Source organism: Streptomyces sp. NPDC002809 (assembly GCF_040295435.1).
Classification (GTDB): domain Bacteria; phylum Actinomycetota; class Actinomycetes; order Streptomycetales; family Streptomycetaceae; genus Streptomyces.
The window spans coordinates 25,900-46,629 of record NZ_JBEOVJ010000067.1 but is presented as its reverse complement, the minus strand read 5'-3'; the positions used below and the strand labels follow the sequence as shown (position 1 = coordinate 46,629).

15 protein-coding genes and 1 pseudogene are annotated in these 20,730 nt (G+C 72.1%); 8 read left to right on the top strand and 8 right to left on the bottom strand.

Annotation, left to right across the window (positions count from 1 at the left end; genetic code table 11):
* Positions 1-179: 179 nt before the first annotated feature.
* Positions 180-1,754 carry a helix-turn-helix domain-containing protein gene (locus ABT025_RS39565; protein ID WP_502972059.1) on the bottom strand — a complete coding sequence of 525 codons (1,575 nt, stop codon included), beginning with the start codon at positions 1,752-1,754 and terminating at the stop codon, positions 180-182.
* A gap of 125 nt (positions 1,755-1,879) precedes the next feature.
* On the opposite strand from ABT025_RS39565, the gene ABT025_RS29785 reads away from it, so the two are divergent.
* The gene (locus tag ABT025_RS29785) at positions 1,880-3,607 is read left to right on the top strand and encodes a cell division protein PerM (protein ID WP_351001145.1); all 1,728 of its coding nucleotides are present in this window, start codon (positions 1,880-1,882) and stop codon (positions 3,605-3,607) included.
* Here ABT025_RS29785 and ABT025_RS29780 read toward each other — a convergent pair.
* A complete protein-coding gene (locus ABT025_RS29780) occupies positions 3,597-4,580 on the bottom strand; it encodes a hypothetical protein (RefSeq protein WP_351001135.1) in 984 nt (327 codons plus the stop codon). The two genes, ABT025_RS29785 and ABT025_RS29780, sit on opposite strands and share 11 nt — an antisense overlap.
* 365 nt (positions 4,581-4,945) lie before the next feature.
* On the opposite strand from ABT025_RS29780, the gene purN reads away from it, so the two are divergent.
* Positions 4,946-5,602, top strand: coding sequence for a phosphoribosylglycinamide formyltransferase (gene purN / locus ABT025_RS29775; protein ID WP_351001132.1), 657 nt, complete (start codon positions 4,946-4,948; stop codon positions 5,600-5,602).
* Positions 5,589-7,160, top strand: a complete 1,572-nt coding sequence (purH, locus tag ABT025_RS29770; RefSeq protein ID WP_351001129.1) for a bifunctional phosphoribosylaminoimidazolecarboxamide formyltransferase/IMP cyclohydrolase — start codon at positions 5,589-5,591, stop codon at positions 7,158-7,160. Before purN ends, purH begins: the two co-directional genes overlap by 14 nt.
* A gap of 119 nt (positions 7,161-7,279) precedes the next feature.
* On the opposite strand, the gene ABT025_RS29765 is transcribed toward purH, so the two are convergent.
* Positions 7,280-8,068 carry an RDD family protein gene (locus ABT025_RS29765; protein WP_351001126.1) on the bottom strand — a complete coding sequence of 263 codons (789 nt, stop codon included), beginning with the start codon at positions 8,066-8,068 and terminating at the stop codon, positions 7,280-7,282.
* 227 nt (positions 8,069-8,295) lie between these two features.
* Here ABT025_RS29765 and ABT025_RS29760 point away from each other — a divergent pair, with 227 nt between their 5' ends.
* From ABT025_RS29760 to ABT025_RS29740, 4 genes and pseudogenes are all read left to right on the top strand, one after another.
* Entirely contained in the window at positions 8,296-9,165 is an 870-nt protein-coding gene (locus ABT025_RS29760) for a bifunctional methylenetetrahydrofolate dehydrogenase/methenyltetrahydrofolate cyclohydrolase (RefSeq protein WP_351001123.1), read from the top strand.
* Positions 9,166-9,194: 29 nt separating this feature from the next.
* On the top strand, positions 9,195-9,848 hold the full coding sequence (locus ABT025_RS29755; protein ID WP_351001121.1) for a DUF3017 domain-containing protein: 654 nt from the start codon (positions 9,195-9,197) through the stop codon (positions 9,846-9,848).
* 508 nt (positions 9,849-10,356) lie between these two features.
* A pseudogene (locus tag ABT025_RS29750) lies at positions 10,357-10,932 on the top strand (helix-turn-helix domain-containing protein); the annotation flags it as partial.
* A gap of 738 nt (positions 10,933-11,670) precedes the next feature.
* Positions 11,671-12,660: a malate dehydrogenase gene (locus ABT025_RS29740; RefSeq protein ID WP_351001114.1), complete on the top strand. Its 990-nt coding sequence runs from the start codon at positions 11,671-11,673 to the stop codon at positions 12,658-12,660.
* A gap of 102 nt (positions 12,661-12,762) precedes the next feature.
* Here ABT025_RS29740 and ABT025_RS29735 read toward each other — a convergent pair whose 3' ends face one another.
* Both ABT025_RS29735 and ABT025_RS29730 read right to left on the bottom strand, forming a co-directional pair.
* Positions 12,763-13,491: an isocitrate lyase/PEP mutase family protein gene (locus tag ABT025_RS29735; protein ID WP_351001111.1), complete on the bottom strand. Its 729-nt coding sequence runs from the start codon at positions 13,489-13,491 to the stop codon at positions 12,763-12,765.
* A 70-nt stretch (positions 13,492-13,561) separates the two neighbouring features.
* Positions 13,562-14,074, bottom strand: a complete 513-nt coding sequence (locus ABT025_RS29730; protein ID WP_351001108.1) for a carboxymuconolactone decarboxylase family protein — start codon at positions 14,072-14,074, stop codon at positions 13,562-13,564.
* Positions 14,075-14,121: 47 nt separating this feature from the next.
* Here ABT025_RS29730 and pdxR point away from each other — a divergent pair, with 47 nt between their 5' ends.
* Positions 14,122-15,525 carry a MocR-like pyridoxine biosynthesis transcription factor PdxR gene (pdxR, locus tag ABT025_RS29725; RefSeq protein ID WP_351001105.1) on the top strand — a complete coding sequence of 468 codons (1,404 nt, stop codon included), beginning with the start codon at positions 14,122-14,124 and terminating at the stop codon, positions 15,523-15,525.
* A 186-nt stretch (positions 15,526-15,711) separates the two neighbouring features.
* Here the strand turns inward: pdxR and ABT025_RS29720 are convergent, their stop codons facing one another.
* The 3 genes from ABT025_RS29720 to rocD all read right to left on the bottom strand — a co-directional run bounded on the left by ABT025_RS29720 (position 15,712) and on the right by rocD (position 20,533).
* Positions 15,712-17,643, bottom strand: a complete 1,932-nt coding sequence (locus ABT025_RS29720) for an FG-GAP-like repeat-containing protein (RefSeq protein ID WP_351001102.1) — start codon at positions 17,641-17,643, stop codon at positions 15,712-15,714.
* Between the two features lie 392 nt (positions 17,644-18,035).
* Entirely contained in the window at positions 18,036-18,896 is an 861-nt protein-coding gene (locus ABT025_RS29715; RefSeq protein ID WP_351001143.1) for a DMT family protein, read from the bottom strand.
* Between the two features lie 431 nt (positions 18,897-19,327).
* Complete coding sequence (rocD, locus tag ABT025_RS29710; RefSeq protein ID WP_351001099.1) at positions 19,328-20,533, bottom strand: ornithine--oxo-acid transaminase; 1,206 nt, start codon at positions 20,531-20,533, stop codon at positions 19,328-19,330.
* Positions 20,534-20,730: the final 197 nt, after the last annotated feature.

Here is a 20,730-nt window from a genome sequence, read left to right as displayed (position 1 = left end):
GCGCGCCCCCCCCCCCCCCCGCCCGCCCCCCCCCCCCCCGCCCCGCGCCCCCCCCCCCCTCGGGGGGGGGGGCCCCCGCGTCGTTGTGCGGCAGGGCGTGCCGCCAAGTGTCCCGCAGTGCGTGCGACAGGCGTGCCGCAGTCGGCCGGGTCAGTCAGGGGCCGGGCCGGACGCCGGGGTCAGCCGGCCCGGGGGACCAGACGGCCCGGACCGCGCCCCAGTTCACTGCCGAGCTTCTTCTGAAGCTTCTTGTCCGTCGGTGTCAGCTTCTGCGGGCCACCGAGGGGTGGCACCCCCTCGACCCTCTGCCCGGGGGACCGAGGAGTCTCGTACCGCGTCGGCGCCGTTGCCAGGGTGATCAGCGTCAGCCCGATCAGCAGCACGGTGAACGCGATGGCCGCCCTGGTCCACAGCTGTGCCTTGCGCTCGCTGCCCGTGCGGATCAGGTCCGGAACGGGCAGCGAGGACGCCGGCTGGGCGAGGGCGAGGGCGCCGAGGTGTTCGTGCAGCAGCGCGGACTGCTCGTCCGGTGTCGAGGGCTCGGCCAGCTCGGGCAGCTGCTCGGCGACCGCGGCCCGGGCGTTCACCAGCCGGCCGGCCGCCGCCGGGGTGCTCGCCTCGGTCTCGGCCGCGGTCTCCGGCAGCCCCAGGCCGACCCCGTCGTGCAGGAGCAGGGTGCGGCGGTACGAGGGCGGCAAGGACAGCAGCGCGTCGAGCAGGGCGCGCGGGCCGGGTGCCTCGGGCGGCGGGTCCGGGTGGCGGTGCTCGCGGCGCAGCCGGTGCCACGGCGACATCGCGTACTCGTAGGCGGCCGCCCGCACCCAGCCCACCGGGTCGCGGTCCACGGCGACCTCCGGCCAGCGCTGCCAGGCCTGCTCGAAGGCCTTGCCGACGGCCTCACGGGAGAGGGCGCGGCGGCCGGTCAGCAGATAGGTCTGGCGGAAGAGCGCGGCGGCCGTGTGCCGGTACAGCGCGTCGAACGCCTCGGCGGGCGAGGGTCCGGCCCCGTCGCCCCCTCGGGTTCCCTCGGCCGCCTCGACCGTTTCGGCTGCACGGGGCGCCTCGGGTGCGGTGGTGCCGGGCTCGATCGGGTCCATGGCGTCGCTCCCGGTGGCTTCGACGGGGATCGGCGGACGGGTGCTCGGGGACGGCGTCGCGGTCGGCTCGGCGGCCTTCGGAGCCGAAGGGCCGGCTGATTCCGGGGCCGAGGGGCCGGCCGGTTCCGGAGTCGAAGGCCCGGCAGGTTCCGGAGCCGAAGGGCCGGCTGTTTCCGGGGCCGAGGGGCGGGCTGTCCTGGGGGCCGAAGGTCCGGCCGCCGTCTCCGGCACCCCGCCCACAGCAGCCTGAGACGGCTCACCCGCAGGCGCCTGAGACGGCTCACCCGCAGCCGCCCGCGAGGCCCCGCCCGCGGCAGGCCTCGACGCTCGGCCCTCAGCCGCCATCGCGACCGCGGCCGACCGGGCCTGTCGCGCGGTGGTGGCCCTCGGCCGGTTGTTCGGAGTAGCCGGCTTGACGGTGGAGGGGCGTGAGGTGGGCCGCGTACTGCCGGTTCCGATCAGCCGCGCGTACACCTCGCGCTTGCGTCCGCGCGGGCTGGTGCGGCCGGTCTCCCAGGCCCGGACCGTGGCCCGGGTGACGCCCACGGCAGCCGCGACCTGCTCCTCACTCAGTGACTTCGCCTCCCGCAGCCTGCGTCGCTCCTTGGGCGAGGGGAGCGGATGGGCGGCGGCCGCGCCGGTCGTGCTCTGCGTCATGAGGGCTCCCCGCCCGGCCTGCGCTGGGTCAAAAAGTACATAAACGTATATTGAGCGACACAACGGCCGTTCGCCCGTTACACGGAATAAGCGCGTGTCGTTGGGAGCATTGCGGCGTGACCCAAATGACCGAACGCGGCCCGTTGTTGTCGGCAGAGCACGGACGGTCCGCCGTGCAGGCCCGGGCGCTGTTGCGCGGGGCCGTCGCGGCAGGGCTGGGGCTGGGCTCCGTCGCCGTGCTCGTCGTGGTGCTCTGGATCAGTTCCCCGGCACCCGACAGCGGCCCGGGTGAGGCCGTCCACGCGGCGGCGGGGCTCTGGCTGCTCGCGCACGGCGCCGAACTGATCAGGACCGACACCCTGACCGGGGCTCCGGCCCCCGTCGGCGTCGTTCCGCTGCTCCTCACCGCCCTGCCGGTCTGGCTGGTGCACCGGGCTGCCAGGGACGTGCTGGAGCCCGAGGAGGGGCGCGGAGCTCCCTCGGCCGGGGGCACGATCGCCCTGGTCGCGGGGGGATACCTGCTGGTCGGGGCTGCTGTCGCGCTCTACGCCCGGGGTTCTTCGCTGTCCGCCCGGCCGCTGTCCCTGCTGTTCCCGTCGGTCCTCGTGGTGGCGGGCGCGGCGGCCGCCGGGGTGTGGACGGCCTCCGGGCGCCCGCTCGGGCCGCCGCCCTCGTGGGCGCCGGTGTGGCTGCACGAGGCGATGGCGCGCTCCCGGTTCGCGCGGCGCGCGGAGGCGGTGGGCCGGTCCGCGACGGCCGGTGTGGCGGTCCTGCTGGGCGGGGGCGCGCTGGTGGCCGGGGCGGCGCTGGTGTGGCACGCGGAACCGGTCCAGGAGTCGTTCCTGCGGCTCTCCGGCGACTGGGGCGGGCGCTTCGCGGTGCTCCTGCTGGCGCTGGCGCTGGTGCCGAACGCCGCGGTGTGGGGTGCCGCGTACGGGCTCGGCCCCGGCTTCGCGCTCGGTACGGCGTCCACGGCCACCCCGATCGCCTTCGAGGGGCACCCTTCGCTGCCGGACTTCCCGCTGCTGGCCGCGCTGCCGGCGCAGGGGGCCGGGACGCCCGTGAACTGGACGGCCGCGGCCGTGCCGGTCGCAGCCGCGCTGACGGTCGCCTGGTTCACCGTACGAAGGGCGGCGCCCGCCCATGGTGAGCGCGAGGGGGCGTGGAGCCTGCGCGAGACGGCGCTCACCACCGCGCTGGCGGCGGTCGGCTGCGGCATGGGTGCCGCTGTGCTGGCGGCCGCGGCCGGAGGGCCGCTGGGGACCCACGCGCTGGCACGGTTCGGCCCCGTCTGGTGGCTCGCGGGGGCGGCCGCCCTGGTGTGGACGGCGGCACTCGCCGTCCCGGTGGCGCTGCTGCTGCGGGCCTGGCGGCTGCGTGGGCGTACGCCGGCCGGACAGCGGGCGGCCGAGGCGCAGGGTGCCGTTCCGGGCGGGACGGTCGAGGGGCGGGAGCCCGGGGGAGTGGCGGAGGGGGAGGCCGGAAAGGCCCGGCGCACGTGGTGGCCGGGGCGCGGTCCCCGGCCGGCGGAACCCGCGGCGGACGAGACCCCCGTGGTCGTGCCCCGCCCGGCCGGGCCGGTGAGTCCTCGCCAGGGGAACGCGGACGACGAGTTCGATGCGTACGACTTCCTGCCGACCGACCCCTGGCATGCGAAGACGTCCGACGCGCCGCCGGCCCGGTCCGCTGCTCCCGCGGCACCCGGAGAAGCCGCCGCACCCGCCGGACCTGCAACACCCGAAGCACCTGCCGCACCCGGAGTGTCCGCACCGTCGACGGACCCCGCGGTGTTCGGACCGGCCGCGCCTCCCGGCCCGACCGGCCCGACCGGTTCGCGGGACGCTACTCCTTGACGCCGAAGAAGGGTTCCAGCGGCTTCGGGAGCAGGTCGTTGCAGGACAGCTGGCCCGCCTTGGTGAGGGAGTCGTTCACGCAGGTGTAGTAGTCGCGGTAGACCAACTGCACGGTGAACGTCGTCGCGACGACGGAAAGGGCGATCAGCGCCGTCACCAGGCCGCTGACCGCGGCCGTCGTCTGCTGCCGGCTGCCGCGCTGGACGTAGTTGGTTCCCTGCCGGCCCGCCGCGGCGGTGGATCCGGTGATCGGTGCCGGTGCGGACGGCGCGGACGGTGCGCCGGGTGCGGTTCCGTGGCCCTGTCCAGGGGTGCCCGTGCCGGGAGCTCCGGCCGGGCCGGCCGCCTCTCCCGGAGCCGACGGCTCCTTCCCCTTGGCCCGGAGCGCGCTGATCGACCAGTAGGTGGCGAGTGCGCCGAGCAGCAGCGCGATCTCCGGGAGGTCGAAGAGCGCGAAGAAGAAGGCCCACATGCCGGAGAGCAGTGAGTAGCGGGCGCGGCGCTGGATCGGGTCGGTCGGGTCCCAGCGCATGCCGCCGCGGGAGCCCTCCGGGCCGCCGCCCTGGCCGTTCGTCTGGCCGGGGCCGGTGGGGCGTCCGCCGAAGTTGCCGCTCTGGCGTCCCGGCTGGTGGCTGCTCCACTGGCTGCCCCAGGCGGGCCGGCTTTCGGAGGAACCGCCCTCGGGTGCGTCACCGGAGTCGCCGTTGCCCTCGCCGTTCGTATTGCCGTTGACCGGGTGGCGCGGCTGCCACGGCTGGTCGGGGCGATCCTCCGGCGGCGGGGCGAACGGGTTGTCGTCGCCGGGGCCGGAGGATCCGGATGAGCCGGCCGGTGAGGAGGAGGGTGGGGTGGAAGAAGAGGAAGAAGGTGTGGAAGAGGAGCCCGGCGCGGGGGACTGGCGTTCCCGCATCAGCAGTGAGGACCGCTCGGGCAGCGGGTGGCGGAAGGCGGTGCGGCGGCGTCGGTCCGGCATTTGGTGAACGTCTTCCCCATCTCGTCATTTCCGCCCGGCGGACGGTTCGCTGTCCCCTGACGCTACCCTCCGGCGCGGAGGGGCCGGAAGCTGGGCGTACGGGCGCGGTGGCCGACAGCTGCCACCCGGACCGCCCGCCCCTGCCGGGCCGGCGGTCACCGGACCCTCACCCCCGTCAGACGAGGGTCTTCCGAGGTGCCGGTATCGTTGCTGACGGTCGGCTCGTTCGTAGAGTTCCCCGTATCGAGGGGCGCGATTCTTTCGTATGACCGTACAAACAGCATGGCCGTCGTGCCGCCGCTCCCGCAACGTGGCGGGTGGTGCGGCCGCTTCGAACTGCTCCACACGTGAGAAAGGGCCCAGCCGTGGCCTCCCCGCTCCCCTCCGCCGGACCGGCCCGTCTGGTTGTCCTGGTCTCCGGTTCCGGTACGAACCTCCAAGCCCTGCTCGACACGATCGGCGACGACCCCGAGGCGTACGGCGCCCGGATCGTCGCGGTCGGTGCGGACCGCGACGGCATCGCGGGTCTGGAGCGGGCCGAGCGTGCCGGTCTTCCCACTTTCGTGTGCAGGGTCAAGGACCACGCGACACGTGAGGAGTGGGACGCCGCGCTCGCCGCGGCCACCGCCGCGCACCGCCCGGACCTCGTCGTGTCCGCGGGCTTCATGAAGATCGTGGGCAAGGAGTTCCTCGCCGGGTTCGGCGGCCGGTTCATCAACACCCATCCCGCCCTGCTCCCCAGCTTTCCCGGTGCCCACGGTGTGCGCGACGCGCTCGCGTACGGCGTGAAGGTCACCGGGTGCACCGTCCACTTCGTCGACGACGGCGTCGACACCGGTCCGATCATCGCGCAGGGCGTGGTCGAGGTGACCGAAGAGGACACCCCGGAGGGCGAAGCAGCCCTCCATGAACGCATCAAGGAAGTCGAGCGCAAGCTGCTCGTCGAGGCCGTGGGGCGGCTCGCCCGTGACGGCTATCGCATTGAGGGACGAAAGGTTCATCTCGGTCATGTCGGTGAATAACCCCACCCCGGTGAATAAGCCCATCCGCCGCGCCCTGATCAGCGTCTACGACAAGACGGGGCTCGAAGACCTCGCCCGTGGTCTGCACGAGGCGGGTGTCGAGCTGGTCTCCACCGGCTCCACCGCCGGGAAGATCGCCGCCGCCGGAGTACCGGTGACCAAGGTCGAGGAGCTCACCGGCTTCCCCGAGTGCCTCGACGGCCGCGTCAAGACGCTGCACCCCCGGGTACACGCCGGCATCCTCGCCGACCTGCGCCTGGACGCCCACCGCGAGCAGCTCGCCGAGCTCGGCGTGGAGCCGTTCGACCTGGTGGTCGTCAACCTCTACCCGTTCAAGGCGACCGTCGCCTCCGGCGCCTCCGACGACGAGTGCGTGGAGCAGATCGACATCGGCGGTCCGTCGATGGTCCGCGCCGCCGCCAAGAATCACCCGTCCGTGGCAGTCGTGACCAGCCCGGAGCGCTACGCCGACGTCCTCGCCGCGGTCAAGGCGGGCGGCTTCGACCTGACCGCCCGCAAGCGGCTCGCCGCCGAGGCCTTCCAGCACACGGCCGCCTACGACGTGGCCGTCGCCGCCTGGTTCGCCGCCGACTACGCCGCCGCGGACGACTCGGGCTTCCCCGACTTCTTCGGTACGACGTACGAGCGCGAGAACGTCCTGCGCTACGGCGAGAACCCGCACCAGCCCGCCGCGCTCTACACCTCCGGCGCCGGCGGTCTCGCCGAGGCGGAGCAGCTGCACGGCAAGGAGATGTCGTACAACAACTACACGGACACCGACGCCGCGCGCCGGGCCGCGTACGACCACGCCGAGCCGTGCGTCGCGATCATCAAGCACGCCAACCCGTGCGGCATCGCGATCGCCGACGACATCGCCGAGGCGCACCGCAACGCCCACGCCTGTGACCCGCTGTCGGCGTACGGCGGCGTCATCGCCGTCAACCGCCCGGTGACGGTCGCCATGGCCGAGCAGGTCGCCGAGATCTTCACCGAGGTCATCGTCGCCCCGGCGTACGAGGACGGTGCGGTCGAGGTCCTCACCCGCAAGAAGAACATCCGCGTGCTGCGCTGCCCCGAGGCCCCGTCAGCCGAGGTCGAGGTCAAGCCGATCGACGGCGGTGCGCTGCTCCAGGTCACCGACCGCCTCCAGGCCGACGGCGACGACCCGGCCAACTGGACGCTCGCCACGGGTGAGGCGCTCTCCGCCGACGAGCTCCGTGAGCTCGCCTTCGCCTGGAAGGCGTGCCGCGCGGTCAAGTCCAACGCGATCCTGCTCGCCAGGGACGGTGCCTCGGTCGGCGTCGGCATGGGGCAGGTCAACCGCGTCGACTCCGCGAAGCTCGCGGTGGAGCGCGCGGGCGAGGAGCGGGCACGGGGCGCGTACGCGGCCTCCGACGCCTTCTTCCCCTTCCCCGACGGGCTGGAGATCCTGACCGCGGCCGGCATCAAGGCCGTGGCCCAGCCGGGCGGTTCGGTCCGCGACGAGCTGGTCGTCGAGGCCGCGAAGAAGGCGGGCGTGACGATGTACTTCACGGGTACGCGCCACTTCTTCCACTGATTCGAGTCGCACCCGGCAGCGGGTGGCCCGGGTAAGACCGAAGGCCGCCAATTCCCCTGAAAGAGTGGGGAATTGGCGGCCTTCGCCGTGCGGTGAGGGTGGTTACGCCTTCAGCATGCTCACTTCGTCTTGATGACGATGGTGCTGCCGGCGCGGTCGTGCCAGCCCTGGAGCTTGCCCGAGTTGTCGAAGAAGGGGGAGAGGTAGACCAGCAGCGTGCCGAGGCCGCAGAAGAGCGAGCCGACCATCGGGATGATCCAGCGGATGAAGCCCGCACCCAGGCCGGGGGCCTGGCCGGTGTTCTCCCTGACGACCTTGACGTTGAGGACCATCTTGCCGAGCGTGGCGCCCCAGATGGAGACCATCAGCCACTCGTAGAGCAGCGCGATCAGCGCGAACACGGCGATGAAGCCGAGGAAGCCCGCGAGGATGCCGACACCGGCATCGGCCGCGTCGTTCACGCACTGGGTGTAGGCAGGAGTGCCGTACTCCATGCCGCTGCAGTCGTCGATGGACTCCGAGGCGCCCACGAGGCCCGCGACGCCGATCACCGAGAAGACCACGTAGAGGATGCCGTACGCGACGGCGTCCAGCGCACGCGCGCCCAGGCGGCGCCCCATCGTGGCGAGTTCGACGGTGCCGAGGCCCGCGACGTTGATGTAGCCGTTGTTGGCCTGAAGGGTGCCGCCCGGCTGCTGGGGCGGGTAGCCGTAGCCGGGCTGGCCCTGCGGGGGCACGCCGGGCTGCTGCTGCGGGTAGCCGTAACCCGGCTGACCCTGCGGCGGGACGCCCTGGGGGGCCTGCTGCGGGTAGCCGTAACCGGGCTGGCCCTGGGGCGGCTGGCCCTGCGGTGGCTGGCCGGGCTTCTGCCCGTAGGGATTGTTCGGGTTCGGGTCGCCGAAGCTCATCTGGGCGTTCCTCCAACGGACGTACGGGGACGAATGCGGCCGCGCGGAGGAAAGAAAACATCAGCGGTCCGCCCCCCGGGTACTTCTGCGGCACTGCGGCCTTCATCGTTATAAGCGGGACGTAAGTTTGTCCAGCCGCTGTCCAAGAAGTTGTCCAAGTGCAACCTTGTGTCCACGGCCGCGCCCGCAATTGGTCCGCGGGGCGGGTCATCCGCGAGAATGTGCCCATGACTGCCCAGATTCTCGATGGCAAGGCCACCGCAGCCGCGATCAAGTCCGATCTCACCGTCCGAGTAGCGGCCCTCAAGGCCCGGGGCATCACCCCCGGCCTGGGAACTCTGCTGGTCGGGGACGACCCGGGCAGCAGGTGGTACGTGAACGGCAAGCACAAGGACTGCGCCCAGGTCGGCATCGGCTCCATCCAGCGCGAACTTCCCGACACCGCCACGCAGGAGGAGATCGAGGACGTCGTCCGCGAGCTCAACGCCGACCCCGCGTGCACCGGTTACATCGTGCAGCTGCCCCTGCCCAAGGGGATCGACACCAACCGCGTCCTGGAGCTGATGGACCCGGCCAAGGACGCCGACGGTCTGCACCCGATGAGCCTGGGCCGGCTCGTACTCAACGAGCAGGGTCCGCTGCCCTGCACCCCGCAGGGTGTCGTGCAGTTGCTGCGTCACCACGGTGTCGAGATCAACGGGGCGCACGTGGTGGTCGTCGGGCGCGGCGTCACCATCGGCCGGTCGATCCCGCTGCTGCTGACCCGCAAGTCCGAGAACGCCACGGTGACCCAGTGCCACACCGGCACCCGTGACCTCTCCTCCCACCTCCGCCGGGCCGACATCATCGTCGCAGCCGCCGGCGTGCCGCACATCATCAAGCCCGAGGACGTGAAGCCGGGCGCGGCCGTGCTCGACGTCGGCGTCAGCCGCGACGAGAACGGCAAGATCGTCGGCGACGTCCACCCGGGCGTGGCCGAGGTCGCTGCCTGGATCTCGCCGAACCCGGGCGGTGTCGGTCCGATGACCCGCGCGCAGCTGCTCGTCAACGTGGTCGAGGCGGCCGAGCACGCCGCCGACGCCGCCGACGTCGTCTGAACCGGCTGATCCGATCCGGAAGGAACCCCATGGGTGCTGGTACGAGTCCGGCCGACCGGGCCGCCTCGGCGACCGGCCCGGCCGCCGAGCAGGCGGAGGGCACGACTGAGGCCGCGGCCGACGCCCCTGCCGCGGGTACGGCCGACGGTCCCGCCGTGGACGCGGCCGACGCCCCCGCCGCGGATACGGTCGATGCCTCCGACGCGGCCGACAGCCCTGGCGAGGGTTCGGAAGGCCGCACCGGCAGCCACCCGGAACCCGGCTCCGACGCGCCCCCCGTGAGGCGCCGGTCGCGGCGGTTCCCGTCGTTCACCAGGGACACCGCGCGTCCCGAGGGCGGCGGCCGGGCTGCGAGCGGGGACGCCCCGGCGCCCGCCCGCCAGTGGCCGCTGCTCGCCGTGCTCTGCACGGCCGGGGCCGGTCTGCTGATCGTGGCCGCCGATCCCTTCGCCGAGGCTTTCCGGATCGGCACGATCCTGATCGGTGTGGCGCTCATCGGCGGCGCGGTGCTGCGGCTCGTGGTCCCGTCGGTGGGCATGCTCGCGGTGCGGTCCCGCTTCACGGACCTGGTGACGTACGGACTGCTGGGCGTCCTCATCGTGATGCTGTCGCTCATGGCGCAGCCCAAGCCGTGGCTGGACATCCCGGTCCTGGAGGACGCGGTCCACTTCACGATCCGCTGAGGCCGGCCGGTCCGAACGGTGTCCGTCCCCTCCCCCGAGAAGGGACGGACACCAGGGGCGGGGCCCGCCGGAGCGAAAAGCTCCGGAATCTGGCGACTTGAGCGGCCTTGCCCCGTCCTGGCTCCAGCTTTGTTGACGGGGGTCGAGGGTTCAAGGCATGGCTGTTGCCTGTGGCACGGAAGTGACCATTCCGCCACGGTGTGATCGCTGGGCAACGGAGGCGGAACGCCCCCGGCCGCAACAGTGGCGGCATGAGGCGGCGACCCGCACACCCGGCCGCAACAGGGTGGGGGCGTGCGGGCGTGCGTGCTGACGCCTGAATGCCACCATGCGCTGTCTTCTCAGGAGCCGGCAGTCTGCGTTTGCGCATCTACTTGGGTAGTCCGGAACGGAAGACCACCGTTCGGACAGGGGGCAGACCTTGCGCGGCGCAGTGGAAGCCGGGCGAGCCGAACGGGACGCACATGCAACGAGTGGTAAGCGGTGCAGCAGTAAGCAGGGGGAATTGATGCCTCGTTGGAAGGCACTGCCGGAGGAGCTCGACCCACAGATCCGGGAGTTCACCGGCCAGCTGCGCAGACTCGTCGACCGCGGCGGCCTGAGCATCGCCACGGTGGCCGACCGGACGGGTTACAGCAAGACGTCGTGGGAGCGGTATCTGAACGGCCGGCTGCTCGCTCCCCGCGGGGCGATCGTCGAGCTCGCCGAGGTGACCGGTACCAACCAGGCCCATCTGAACACCATGTGGGAGCTGGCGGAACGGGCCTGGAGCCGTGCCGAGATGCGCCACGACATGACGATGGAGGCCATCCGGATCAGTCAGGCGCGGGCCGCGCTCGACGAGGCCGGGACCCGGCGTGGCCACGGCAGTCCCCGTCCCTCCGGCGCCGTCGGAACGGCGGAGGGTGCGGGGCCGGGCGCGGCGCCGGGTGAGGGGCACTCTCCGTCCGTGCCGGCTCAGCGCGGTTCTCTTCCGCGGGTACCGCCGCAGCCGGGGACCGGTCCGGACTCCGCCCCGGTCCCCGGCGGGCCGCCCGACGCTGCCTTCGCCGCTGCCGCTGCCGCTGCCGCTGCCGCCGGCGTCGGCGGACCGCGGCCGCCCGCGCCCGGTGACGGCGGGCGGGGCACGGCCGGGGGCACTCACAGGGCGGCCGTGATCGCGGCGGCTCTCGTGGGTGTTCTGCTCGTGGTCATCGGTGTGGTGCTGCTGATCGGCTGAAACGGCGACTCCGAGGACGACGCGGCCGCGACCACGCCCTCCCGACTCCGATGCCGACGACCAGCGCTCCGTTGCTCCCGCCGGGGTCGCGTGCAGCGGCTCCACGTGCGCGGGCCAGGACCCCGAGGCCATGGGCCGCGGCGGCGAACACGCCCGTACGCTTCTCCGGCGCCACTGCCGGCACAAGCGTCATGGAGGTGCGCCACAGCAGTATCCGTGCGGCGGCGTGGGCACGGATCACGGAGGCGTCCCCCGGCGACTCTGTGGAGGTCAGCGCGGGTGCGGCCGGGCAGAACGGCACGGCGGACGCGGCCGCGGACGCGTGCACGCCGATGGCGGCCGTGAAACGGGTTGCCGACGTCCGGGCGTGCGCGCTCCCCTCCCCGGCGCGGGGGTGCACGGCCGAAGCGGCCGGGTGAGCCGAAGGGCGTAGTGGGGTGAGCGGGGAGTGACCGGTTGTGTGCGGTGCCACAGGGGGGTGGGCGGCCGCGGGGTTCCGGGTCGGATAGCCTGATCGCTGGATATCTCTTCACATCAAGATTCAGGGATGTCCAGCATCAGGGGCCAGGAGCCCCCACCGCCAGCTGTCTAACGGAGATCGCCATGACCCGCACTCCCGTGAATGTCACCGTGACCGGCGCAGCCGGCCAGATCGGCTACGCGCTGCTCTTCCGCATCGCCTCCGGCCACCTGCTCGGCCCGGACGTGCCGGTCAACCTGCGTCTCCTGGAGATCCCGCAGGGGCTGAAGGCCGCCGAGGGCACCGCGATGGAGCTCGACGACTGCGCCTTCCCGCTGCTGCGCAACATCGAGATCACCGATGACGCCAACGTCGGCTTCGCCGGCGCGAACGTCGCCCTGCTCGTCGGCGCCCGCCCGCGCACCAAGGGCATGGAGCGCGGCGACCTGCTCTCCGCCAACGGCGGCATCTTCAAGCCGCAGGGCAAGGCGATCAACGACAACGCCGCGGACGACATCAAGGTTCTCGTCGTCGGCAACCCGGCCAACACCAACGCGCTCATCGCGCAGGCCGCCGCCCCGGACGTACCGGCGGAGCGCTTCACCGCGATGACCCGTCTGGACCACAACCGCGCGATCTCGCAGCTGGCCGCCAAGACTGGTGCCGCCGTCTCCGACATCAAGAAGCTGACGATCTGGGGCAACCACTCGGCCACCCAGTACCCGGACATCTTCCACGCGGAGATCGCCGGGAAGAACGCCGCCGAGCTCGTCAACGACGAGGCGTGGCTGGCCGACACCTTCATCCCGACCGTCGCCAAGCGCGGCGCCGCGATCATCGAGGCCCGTGGCGCGTCCTCGGCCGCCTCGGCCGCGAACGCCGCCATCGACCACGTGCACACCTGGGTCAACGGCACCGCCGAGGGCAACTGGACCTCCATGGGCATCCCGTCGGACGGCTCCTACGGTGTCCCCGAGGGCATCATCTCGTCCTTCCCCGTCACCACGGAGAACGGCACGTACAAGATCGTCCAGGGCCTGGACATCAACGAGTTCTCCCGTGCGCGCATCGACGCGTCGGTGAAGGAGCTCACCGAGGAGCGCGACGCGGTCCGCGAGCTCGGCCTGATCTGATCCGTCCGTCCCCTCGCGGGACACGGACGCCACCGCCCCCGGCAGCAGAGTCAGTCGCTGCCGGGGGCGGTGGCTTTCGCGTACGTACGGTGTGCCGATGCCTCAGGACGCGCGCAGCCCGTCGGCGATCCCGCCCAGGGCCGCCATGGCGCGGCGCTGGAGGCCGGGGCCGAACGTGACGCGGGCGGCTCCCAGTTCACCGAGACGCCGCGGGCCCGGACCGTCCGGCCGGGCGAGGGCGTTCAGCGGCACCGGCACGGCGGCGGCCAGGCGGGGGAGCGCCTCGGGCGGCGCCATGATCGGGTAGACGCCGTCGGCGCCCGCCGCCACGTACAGCAGCGCGCGGCGCACCGTTTCGGCCTCCTGGTCCGTGCCCTCCCGGACCCCGGTGACGTAGGTGTCCACCCGGGCGTTGACGAACAGCCCGTCCCCGGCGGCCGCCCGCACCTCCGCCAGCCGGTCCGCCTGCCGGCGGGCGTCCACGAGGACCCCGTCCACCGTGTCCTCCAGATTGCAGCCGACGGCCCCGGCATCGAGCAGCCGCTCCACCAGCTCCCGGGGCGCCAGCCCGTACCCGGCCTCGATGTCGGCCGACACGGGTACGGAGACGGCGCGGGCGATCCGCGCCACCGCCGCGAACATCTCGGCGGCGGGCGTTGCCCCGTCGGCGTACCCGAGCGAGGCCGCCACCCCGGCGCTCGGTGTGGCGAGGGCCGGGAACCCCGCGTCGGCGAGAACGCGGGCACTCGCGGCGTCCCACGGGCCGGGGAGGACCAGCGGATCGCCGGGGACGCGGCCGTGGTGCAGGGCGCGGAGGACGGACGCGGTCATGGAGCAGGCCTCCTGAGAAGCCGCGGACGCGGCAGGCGCGGCATGGTGGGACGGGCAGGGCGGGCGGGAGTCAGGAGCGGTGGTCGCCCGGGGTGTAGTGCCCCGGGACCATCCGGGTGGTCACGGCGAACCGGTTCCACGAATTGATCGTGATGATCGCGGCGATGAGATGGGCGAGCTCGGCGTCGTCGAAGTGCTTCGCGGCGTTCTCGTACACCTCGTCCGGAACGAAACCGTCGGTCAGGACGGTCATCGCCTCGGCCAGCGCGATCGCGGCGATCTCCTTCGGCGTGTAGAAGTGCTGCGACTCCTCCCAGGCGCTGAGCTGCACGATCCGCTCGATGGACTCACCTGCGGCGAGTGCGTCCTTGGTGTGCATGTCGAGGCAGAACGCGCAGTGGTTGAGCTGCGAGGACCGGATCTTCACCAGCTCGGCCACGACCGGGTCGAGCCCCTTGCGGGACGCGGCCTCCAGGCGGGCCATCGCCTTGTAGACGTCGGGGGCGTGCTCCGTCCACTGCATGCGGGGGGCGTGCTCGGGGGCGTACTCGGAGGTCGCGTGGTGGTGCGTGTTCGTCGTCATGGATATGACGCTACGTGGCGAGTGGCGCACCTGTATGGTCCATTTCCATGACAGATGCCTGGGCCGCTTTCGGGGCCGACCTGCATATCGACCTGACCGGATCGAGCGGGCTGCGGGCCGGTCTCATGGACGCCCTGCGGGAGGCGGCCCGGACCGGCCGACTGGCGCCCGGTACCCGGCTGCCGTCGTCCAGGACCCTCGCCGCCGACCTCGGCATCGCCCGCAACACCGTCGCCGACGCCTACGCGGAGCTGGTCGCCGAGGGCTGGCTCACCGCCCGGCAGGGCTCCGGCACCCGGGTGGCGCAGCGGTCGGAGCCGCGCCCGTCCGCGACCAGGGCCCCGCGCACCCGGCCGCATCGCAGCAGCCCCGCGTACAGCCTGATGCCCGGCTCGCCGGACCTGGCCACGTTCCCGCGCGCCGAATGGCTGAAGGCGGCCCGCCGCGCCCTCACCCGCGCACCCAACGACGCCTTCGGCTACGGCGACCCGCGCGGCCGCATCGAGCTGCGCACCGTGCTCGCCGACTATCTGGCACGGGCCCGCGGGGTGTACGCGGATCCCGAACGCATCGTGGTCTGCGCCGGCTTCGTCCACGGACTGAGGATGATGGGTCAGGTGCTGCGGGAGCGCCGCGTGCGCGAGGTGGCCGTCGAGTCGTACGGACTGGACGTGCACACGAGCCTGCTCACCGACGCCGGTCTGCGCATCCCCTGTCTCCCGCTCGACGGACTCGGCTCCCGGACCGGTGAACTGCCCGGGATGCGGGGCGCGGGAGCGGTGCTCCTGACACCCGCTCACCAGTTTCCGACCGGTGTGCCGCTCCACCCCGACCGGAGGGCCGCGGCCGTCGACTGGGCGCGCAGCACCGGTGGACTGATCCTGGAGGACGACTACGACGGAGAGTTCCGCTACGACCGCCAGCCGGTCGGCGCGCTCCAGGGACTGGACCCCGAACGTGTCGTGTACCTCGGGACGGCCAGCAAGTCCCTGGCGCCGGGGCTGCGGATGGGGTGGATGGTGGTGCCGGAGTCGCTGATGGGCGAGGTGACCGCGGCCAAGGGCTGGAGCGACTGGGCGTCGAGCGCGCTGGACCAGCTGACACTGGCGGAGTTCATCGCGTCCGGCGCGTACGACCGGCATGTGCGTTCCATGCGGCTGCGCTACCGCAACCGCCGCGACCAGCTGGTCGCGGCACTGGCGGAGCGGGCCCCCGCCATCCGCGTCAGCGGAATCGCCGCCGGCCTGCACGCCGTGCTCGAACTCCCGGAGGGCAGCGAGGCCGCGGTGATCCGCGCGGCGGCCTGGCAGGGACTCGCGGTGGAGGGGCTGTCCTTCTTCCGGCACCCGGAGGCCGAGGTGCGGCGCGAGGCGCTGGTCATCGGTTACGGAACGCCGACCGACAGCGCCTGGGCGGGGACGCTGGACGCACTGGTGCGGGTGCTGCCGTGAGGTGACGAGCGCGAGGCTACCGGCCCGCCCGATGCCCGATGCCCGGTCCGACCGGGCGCGCCGCGCGGCGGGTGTCACCACCGGCCCGGCGGTCGCGTAACAGCAGGTGCGGGGCGGTGTGATCCCGCGGAGAGGATTCCGTGACAGTCGATGTTCATGCAGACATGGACAGGATGATCGAAATTGCTACACATTCAGCTTGGGAGCCTGGATGTGAACCGTGCCCGTCTTCTCGATGTACAGGAATTCAGCCTTCCCGTCCCCGTTGATGTCGGCGAACTGGATGTCCTCCGGGGGGTATTGGGTGTCACTCACGATCTCGTGGATGGCTCCGAGGGTTACACCCGACTCCCCATCGCTTTTGTTGAGCCGGGCCTGTGCGCCGCCCCCGGGGGTGATGATGATCTGGTCGGCACGACCGTCTCCGTCGATGTCGGAGAACCTGATTTCACGGGGATGGCGAAGCGGTTGGCTGATCACCTCGGGCGGGGACCAGTCCAGGTACTTTCGGCCGTCCTTGGCTGTGAAGCCCTTGTTGTGCCAGACGGTCACCCTGCCGTCCGGTTCGACCCGCAGGTAGTCGTCGAGCCCGTCTCTGTCGATATCAGCAAACTGGATCTGCTTGATGTCCATCGAGCCGCCGGCGGAATCGCCCAAGGGCACGTCGGCGACGCCGTCGTACTTCTTCTTGCACATCCTCTCACCGGGATCGGCTTTTCCGTCCCAGGTGTAGACGGTCACCCCGCCGGTCCGGTCGACCACCATGCAGTCGGGTCCGCCACCCGTGTCCTTGATGTCGCCATCGATGTCGCCAAGGCGCAACGCAGCGCCGTCCGAACCGGCTTCAGGGTTGTACGAGTTTGCTCCCTGGTGGTCGAATTCAGGCAAGAGGCTGTTCTTGATGCCGTCGTTCCACCAGAACCGGAAGCGCTGGTTCATGTCGACTGCCACATATTCGGCCATGCCGTTTCCATTGATGTCGACCATCCAGAACCTGGTTGTGGTCGGAAACATCCTGGGCGGGATGGCACGGGTTTCCTTCCGCGCCGGGTCCGGAGCGATCGCACCGGTGCCTGAAGCAGATGGTTTGGCGTCCGCAGCGGGTGAGCCGGTGCCCGGTGTCCAAGGCATCGGGGCGAAACGCAGTACCGATGCGGCGACCGCCAGGGCGGCGATCACGGTGAACGTGATCAACGGGCGCCGCTGCTTCCTGACGGGCTTTCCCATGGCCGGGGCGGGTGCGGCGGGCTCCGTTGCCGGTTCGGGGCCGGGTGTCGAGGTGCGCAGAGCGATGCTCTTCGGAAGAGGCTCAGCCTTGCCTCCGTGCGGTGCACCGGCAGTTCCCGAAGGAGCCGGAGGCGCGGGCGGAGACGAGGACGGGCTCGGCGGCGTGGGGTCGGAGGCGTGCACCTCGTTGTGCGCGGCGAGGATGAGGCGGCGCAGAGCGGTGAAGGTCCGATGCCGGGGCGAATCGGTCGCGAGAATGCTGGAGTGGTCGCCCGGCAGCGCGGAGCTGTCAGGAAAGACGGACTGTGCCGAGGAGCGAGACACCACGCGGTCGCTTTCACCGGCGTACACCGAAACCGGAATGGGACAGGTCCGCTCGGTGATCGACGTGGCGTGCACGACATCGCGCAGGACTGTACGCAGGGTCGTGCTGACCTGGTCATTCAACGGGCGCAGATCCTTCTCCTGCGGATGACGCAGCCCAAAGGCGCGGCGACGCAGGGAGAGCATCAGCTCGGACCCGTTGCTCGGGCAGGCGATCATCACGATTCGATGGATTCGCGCCAGCTCGCCGCCTCTGCCGTCTTGGAGCATTCGAGCCAGGTATCGCTGGGCGACCAGCCCTCCTTGGCTATGGGTGACCAGTAACAGCTGGTCGAAGGCACCGGCCTCTGTGGCCAGATACTCCTTCAGGCTGTCTGCAACCGTGTCGATCGAGGGGAAGACCCGTAGCGGGTGAGCCAGCCACAGTCCGGTTGCATACTCGAACGCGAGCGGTTCGACGAACTCAAGTTCCCTGTCCGCGGAAATCAACGTCCGTAACGGATCCCACACCCTTGGCCCGGACATGATTCCGTGGATCATCACCAGTCCCAGCCGACTTTCCGTCACGAACCCAATCCCTTCCCCGAACGGATGGAACGTTCACTGTAATGCTCTCCCTCATGTACGGCTGACCAGCCTCAGGTTGACGGGAAGTGCGAAGAATGGGAACGATGCCGGGCACGATTGCCTCCGGTAACTTCTGCTACCGGACGGCCAGATGGTGGATCGCCGTCTCTCTCTGCACCGAACTGGTGCTGGACGTCTTGGAGATGGCAGTCCGGCAGCGTTGCCGTGCCGACGTCGACCTGTCTGATCCGGTAACAACACGATGCCGGCGAAACGGAACTGCGGATGCTGACCGCCCTGGCTCCGTACCGCCGCCACGCGCTCGTCGGCGAGCCTCGCCCGCGCGGTGCGGCCTCGACGGCGTGCTCGTCGCAGCCGCCGCCACCGGGCCCCTACCTCTGGCTCACCGCGGCCGGGGCGTCCCTCGCGTCCTCCGCCGGGGCCTCGCCGAACCGGGCCAGGGCCAGCGCTCCCGCCACGGCCACCGCGAAGCCGGTGACCGCCAGCCAGCCGAGGCCGTCACGGGTACGGTCCCCGAGCCACACGACCCCCACCAGCGCGGGCCCGATCGTCTCGCCCAGCACCATCCCGGCCGTGGCCGTCGTCACCGAACCGCGCTGCAGTGCCGAGGTGAGCAGCAGGAACGCCGAACCGCCGCCCACCAGCAGCGCGTACACGGCGGGATTGGTGACGAGCGCGGAGGGCGACATGTCGTCGATCAGCCGGACGGCGACCTCCACCACCCCGAAACCGCAGCCCGCGCCGAGCCCCAGGACGAGGGCGCGCCCCCGCTCGGGCAGCCGGCCCGCCGCGGTGCCGATCAGTAGGATGCCGACGGCGATGCCGAGCATCCACCAGCGCAGCGCATCCGATCCGGCGGCCCGTCCCTCCTCGCCCGAGGAGAGCCCCAGCATGCCGAGGCCCGCGCAGACCACGGCGACGGCCGTCCACTCGGTGGCGCTCAGCCGTACCCCGAGCAGCCGGGCGGCGACGACCGCGGTCACGGCGAGACTCGCGGCCAAGGCCGCGCCCACCGCGTAGATGGGCAGGGAGCGCAGGGCGATGATCTGGAACACGAATCCGAGGCCGTCGAGCGCGAGCCCGGCCACGTAACGCCACTGGCGAAGGGCCCGGAGCAGCAGCGCCGGATCCACCCCCGCACCGGCCCCCGGCTCGGCGGCGGCCCGCGCGGCGACGGCCTGAAGGACGGAGGCCGTGCCGAAGCAGACCGCGGAACCGAGCGCGCAGATCATCCCCAGGAGCACAACGGGGACTCTACTGGGACCGGGCGCGAGGTCCCGGTGCCGCCGGAACCCGGGGTCGCTCCGGAACGCGGTGCCAGCCGGAACGCGGTGCCAGCCGGAACCCGGGCCCGCTCCGGAACCCGGGCCCGCTCCGGAACCCGGGCCCGCTCCGGAACCCGGGCCCGCTCAGGAACCCGGGCCCGCTCCGGAACCCGGGCCCGCTCCGGAACCCGGGCCCGCTCAGGAACCCGGGCCCGCTCCGGAACCCCGGCCCGCTCCGGAACCCCGGCCCCAGCCCGCCTCTCGGCCGCGCCCCCGACCGCGCCCCCGGCCCCAGCCCGCCTCTCGGCCGCCCCCGATCGCGCCCCCGGTCCCAGCCCGCCTCTCGGCCGCGCCCCCGGCCGCGCCCCCGGTCCCAGCCCCCCACCTGTGCCAGCCGGTCAGCCGCGCAGCACCTCGCGCAGCTGCTCCAGCCCCCAGTCCAGGTCCTCCTTGCTGATCACCAGCGGCGGGGCGATCCGGATCGTCGAACCGTGGGTGTCCTTCACCAGCACCCGCCGGTCCATCAGCTTCTCCGAGATCTCCCGGCCCGTGCCGCGGCCCGGATCGATGTCGACACCCGCCCACAGCCCGCGGCCCCGCACCGCCTCCACCGCGCCGCCGCCCACCAGCAGCCCCAGCTCCTGATGGAGGTGCTCGCCCAGCTCCGCGGCCCGCTGCTGGTACTCGCCGGTGCGCAGCATCGCGATGACCTCGAGCGCCACCGCGCACGCCAGCGGATTGCCGCCGAACGTCGAGCCGTGCTCCCCGGGCCGGTAGATCCCCAGCACCGCCGCGGACGACACGACCGCCGACACCGGCACCACACCTCCGCCCAGCGCCTTGCCCAGCACGTACATGTCGGGCACGACACCCTCGTGCTCACATGCGAACGTCTTCCCGGTCCGACCGAGGCCCGACTGGATCTCGTCGGCGATGAACAGCACGTTCCGCTCGCGCGTCAGCTCCCGGACCCCGGGGAGATAGCCGGGCGGCGGCACCAGCACCCCGGCCTCGCCCTGGATCGGCTCAAGCAGCACCGCCACGGTGTTCTCGGTCATCGCCGCCCGCAGCGCGGTCAGGTCCCCGTACGGCACGATCTCGAACCCCGGGGTGTACGGACCGAAGTCCGCGCGCGCCTCGTGGTCCGTGGAGAAGCTGACGATCGTCGTCGTCCGGCCGTGGAAGTTGTCGGCGGCGACGATGATCTTCGCCATCCCGTCCGGGACGCCCTTGACCCGGTAGCCCCACTTGCGGGCCGTCTTCACGGCGGTCTCCACGGCCTCCGCCCCGGTGTTCATCGGCAGCACCATCTCCATGCCGCACAGCTCGGCGAGCCGCGTACAGAAGTCGGCGAACCGGTCGTGGTGGAACGCCCGTGAGGTGAGGGTCACCCGCTCCAGCTGTGCCTTGGCGGCGTCGATCAGACGGCGGTTGCCGTGGCCGAAGTTGAGCGCCGAGTAACCGGCGAGCATGTCGAGGTAGCGCCGGCCCTCGACATCGGTCATCCAGGCGCCCTCCGCCGTGGCGACGACGACGGGCAGCGGATGGTAGTTGTGCGCGCTGTGCGCCTCGGCGGAGGCGATGGCGTTTTCCGTGGTCGACACGGGGTCTCCGTTCGTCGTGCGGCGTGGGCTGGGGTCGTGCCCACTTTGTATCGTCGGTCGGATCGCCCACGAGGAAACCTTCACTTCACGGCGCGCCCGCGTTTTCCGCTGCCGTACTGGCCTTCGGGCCGTCGCAGGGCCCTGTCCGGAGTCCTCACGCCTTTCTTACACCGGCTGCCCGCGATCGGTTCCGTACC

Excerpts from the sequence above, each read along its gene's own strand:
- ABT025_RS39565 (WP_502972059.1), bottom strand. The coding sequence starts at position 1,754 with ATGACGCAGAGCACGACCGGCGCGGCCGCCGCCCATCCGCTCCCCTCG.
- ABT025_RS29785 (WP_351001145.1), top strand. The coding sequence starts at position 1,880 with ATGACCGAACGCGGCCCGTTGTTGTCGGCAGAGCACGGACGGTCCGCC.
- ABT025_RS29780 (WP_351001135.1), bottom strand. The coding sequence starts at position 4,580 with ATGCCGGACCGACGCCGCCGCACCGCCTTCCGCCACCCGCTGCCCGAG.
- purH (WP_351001129.1), top strand. The coding sequence starts at position 5,589 with ATGTCGGTGAATAACCCCACCCCGGTGAATAAGCCCATCCGCCGCGCC.
- ABT025_RS29765 (WP_351001126.1), bottom strand. The coding sequence starts at position 8,068 with ATGAGCTTCGGCGACCCGAACCCGAACAATCCCTACGGGCAGAAGCCC.
- ABT025_RS29760 (WP_351001123.1), top strand. The coding sequence starts at position 8,296 with ATGACTGCCCAGATTCTCGATGGCAAGGCCACCGCAGCCGCGATCAAG.
- ABT025_RS29755 (WP_351001121.1), top strand. The coding sequence starts at position 9,195 with ATGGGTGCTGGTACGAGTCCGGCCGACCGGGCCGCCTCGGCGACCGGC.
- ABT025_RS29740 (WP_351001114.1), top strand. The coding sequence starts at position 11,671 with ATGACCCGCACTCCCGTGAATGTCACCGTGACCGGCGCAGCCGGCCAG.
- ABT025_RS29735 (WP_351001111.1), bottom strand. The coding sequence starts at position 13,491 with ATGACCGCGTCCGTCCTCCGCGCCCTGCACCACGGCCGCGTCCCCGGC.
- ABT025_RS29730 (WP_351001108.1), bottom strand. The coding sequence starts at position 14,074 with ATGACGACGAACACGCACCACCACGCGACCTCCGAGTACGCCCCCGAG.
- pdxR (WP_351001105.1), top strand. The coding sequence starts at position 14,122 with ATGACAGATGCCTGGGCCGCTTTCGGGGCCGACCTGCATATCGACCTG.
- ABT025_RS29715 (WP_351001143.1), bottom strand. The coding sequence starts at position 18,896 with ATGATCTGCGCGCTCGGTTCCGCGGTCTGCTTCGGCACGGCCTCCGTC.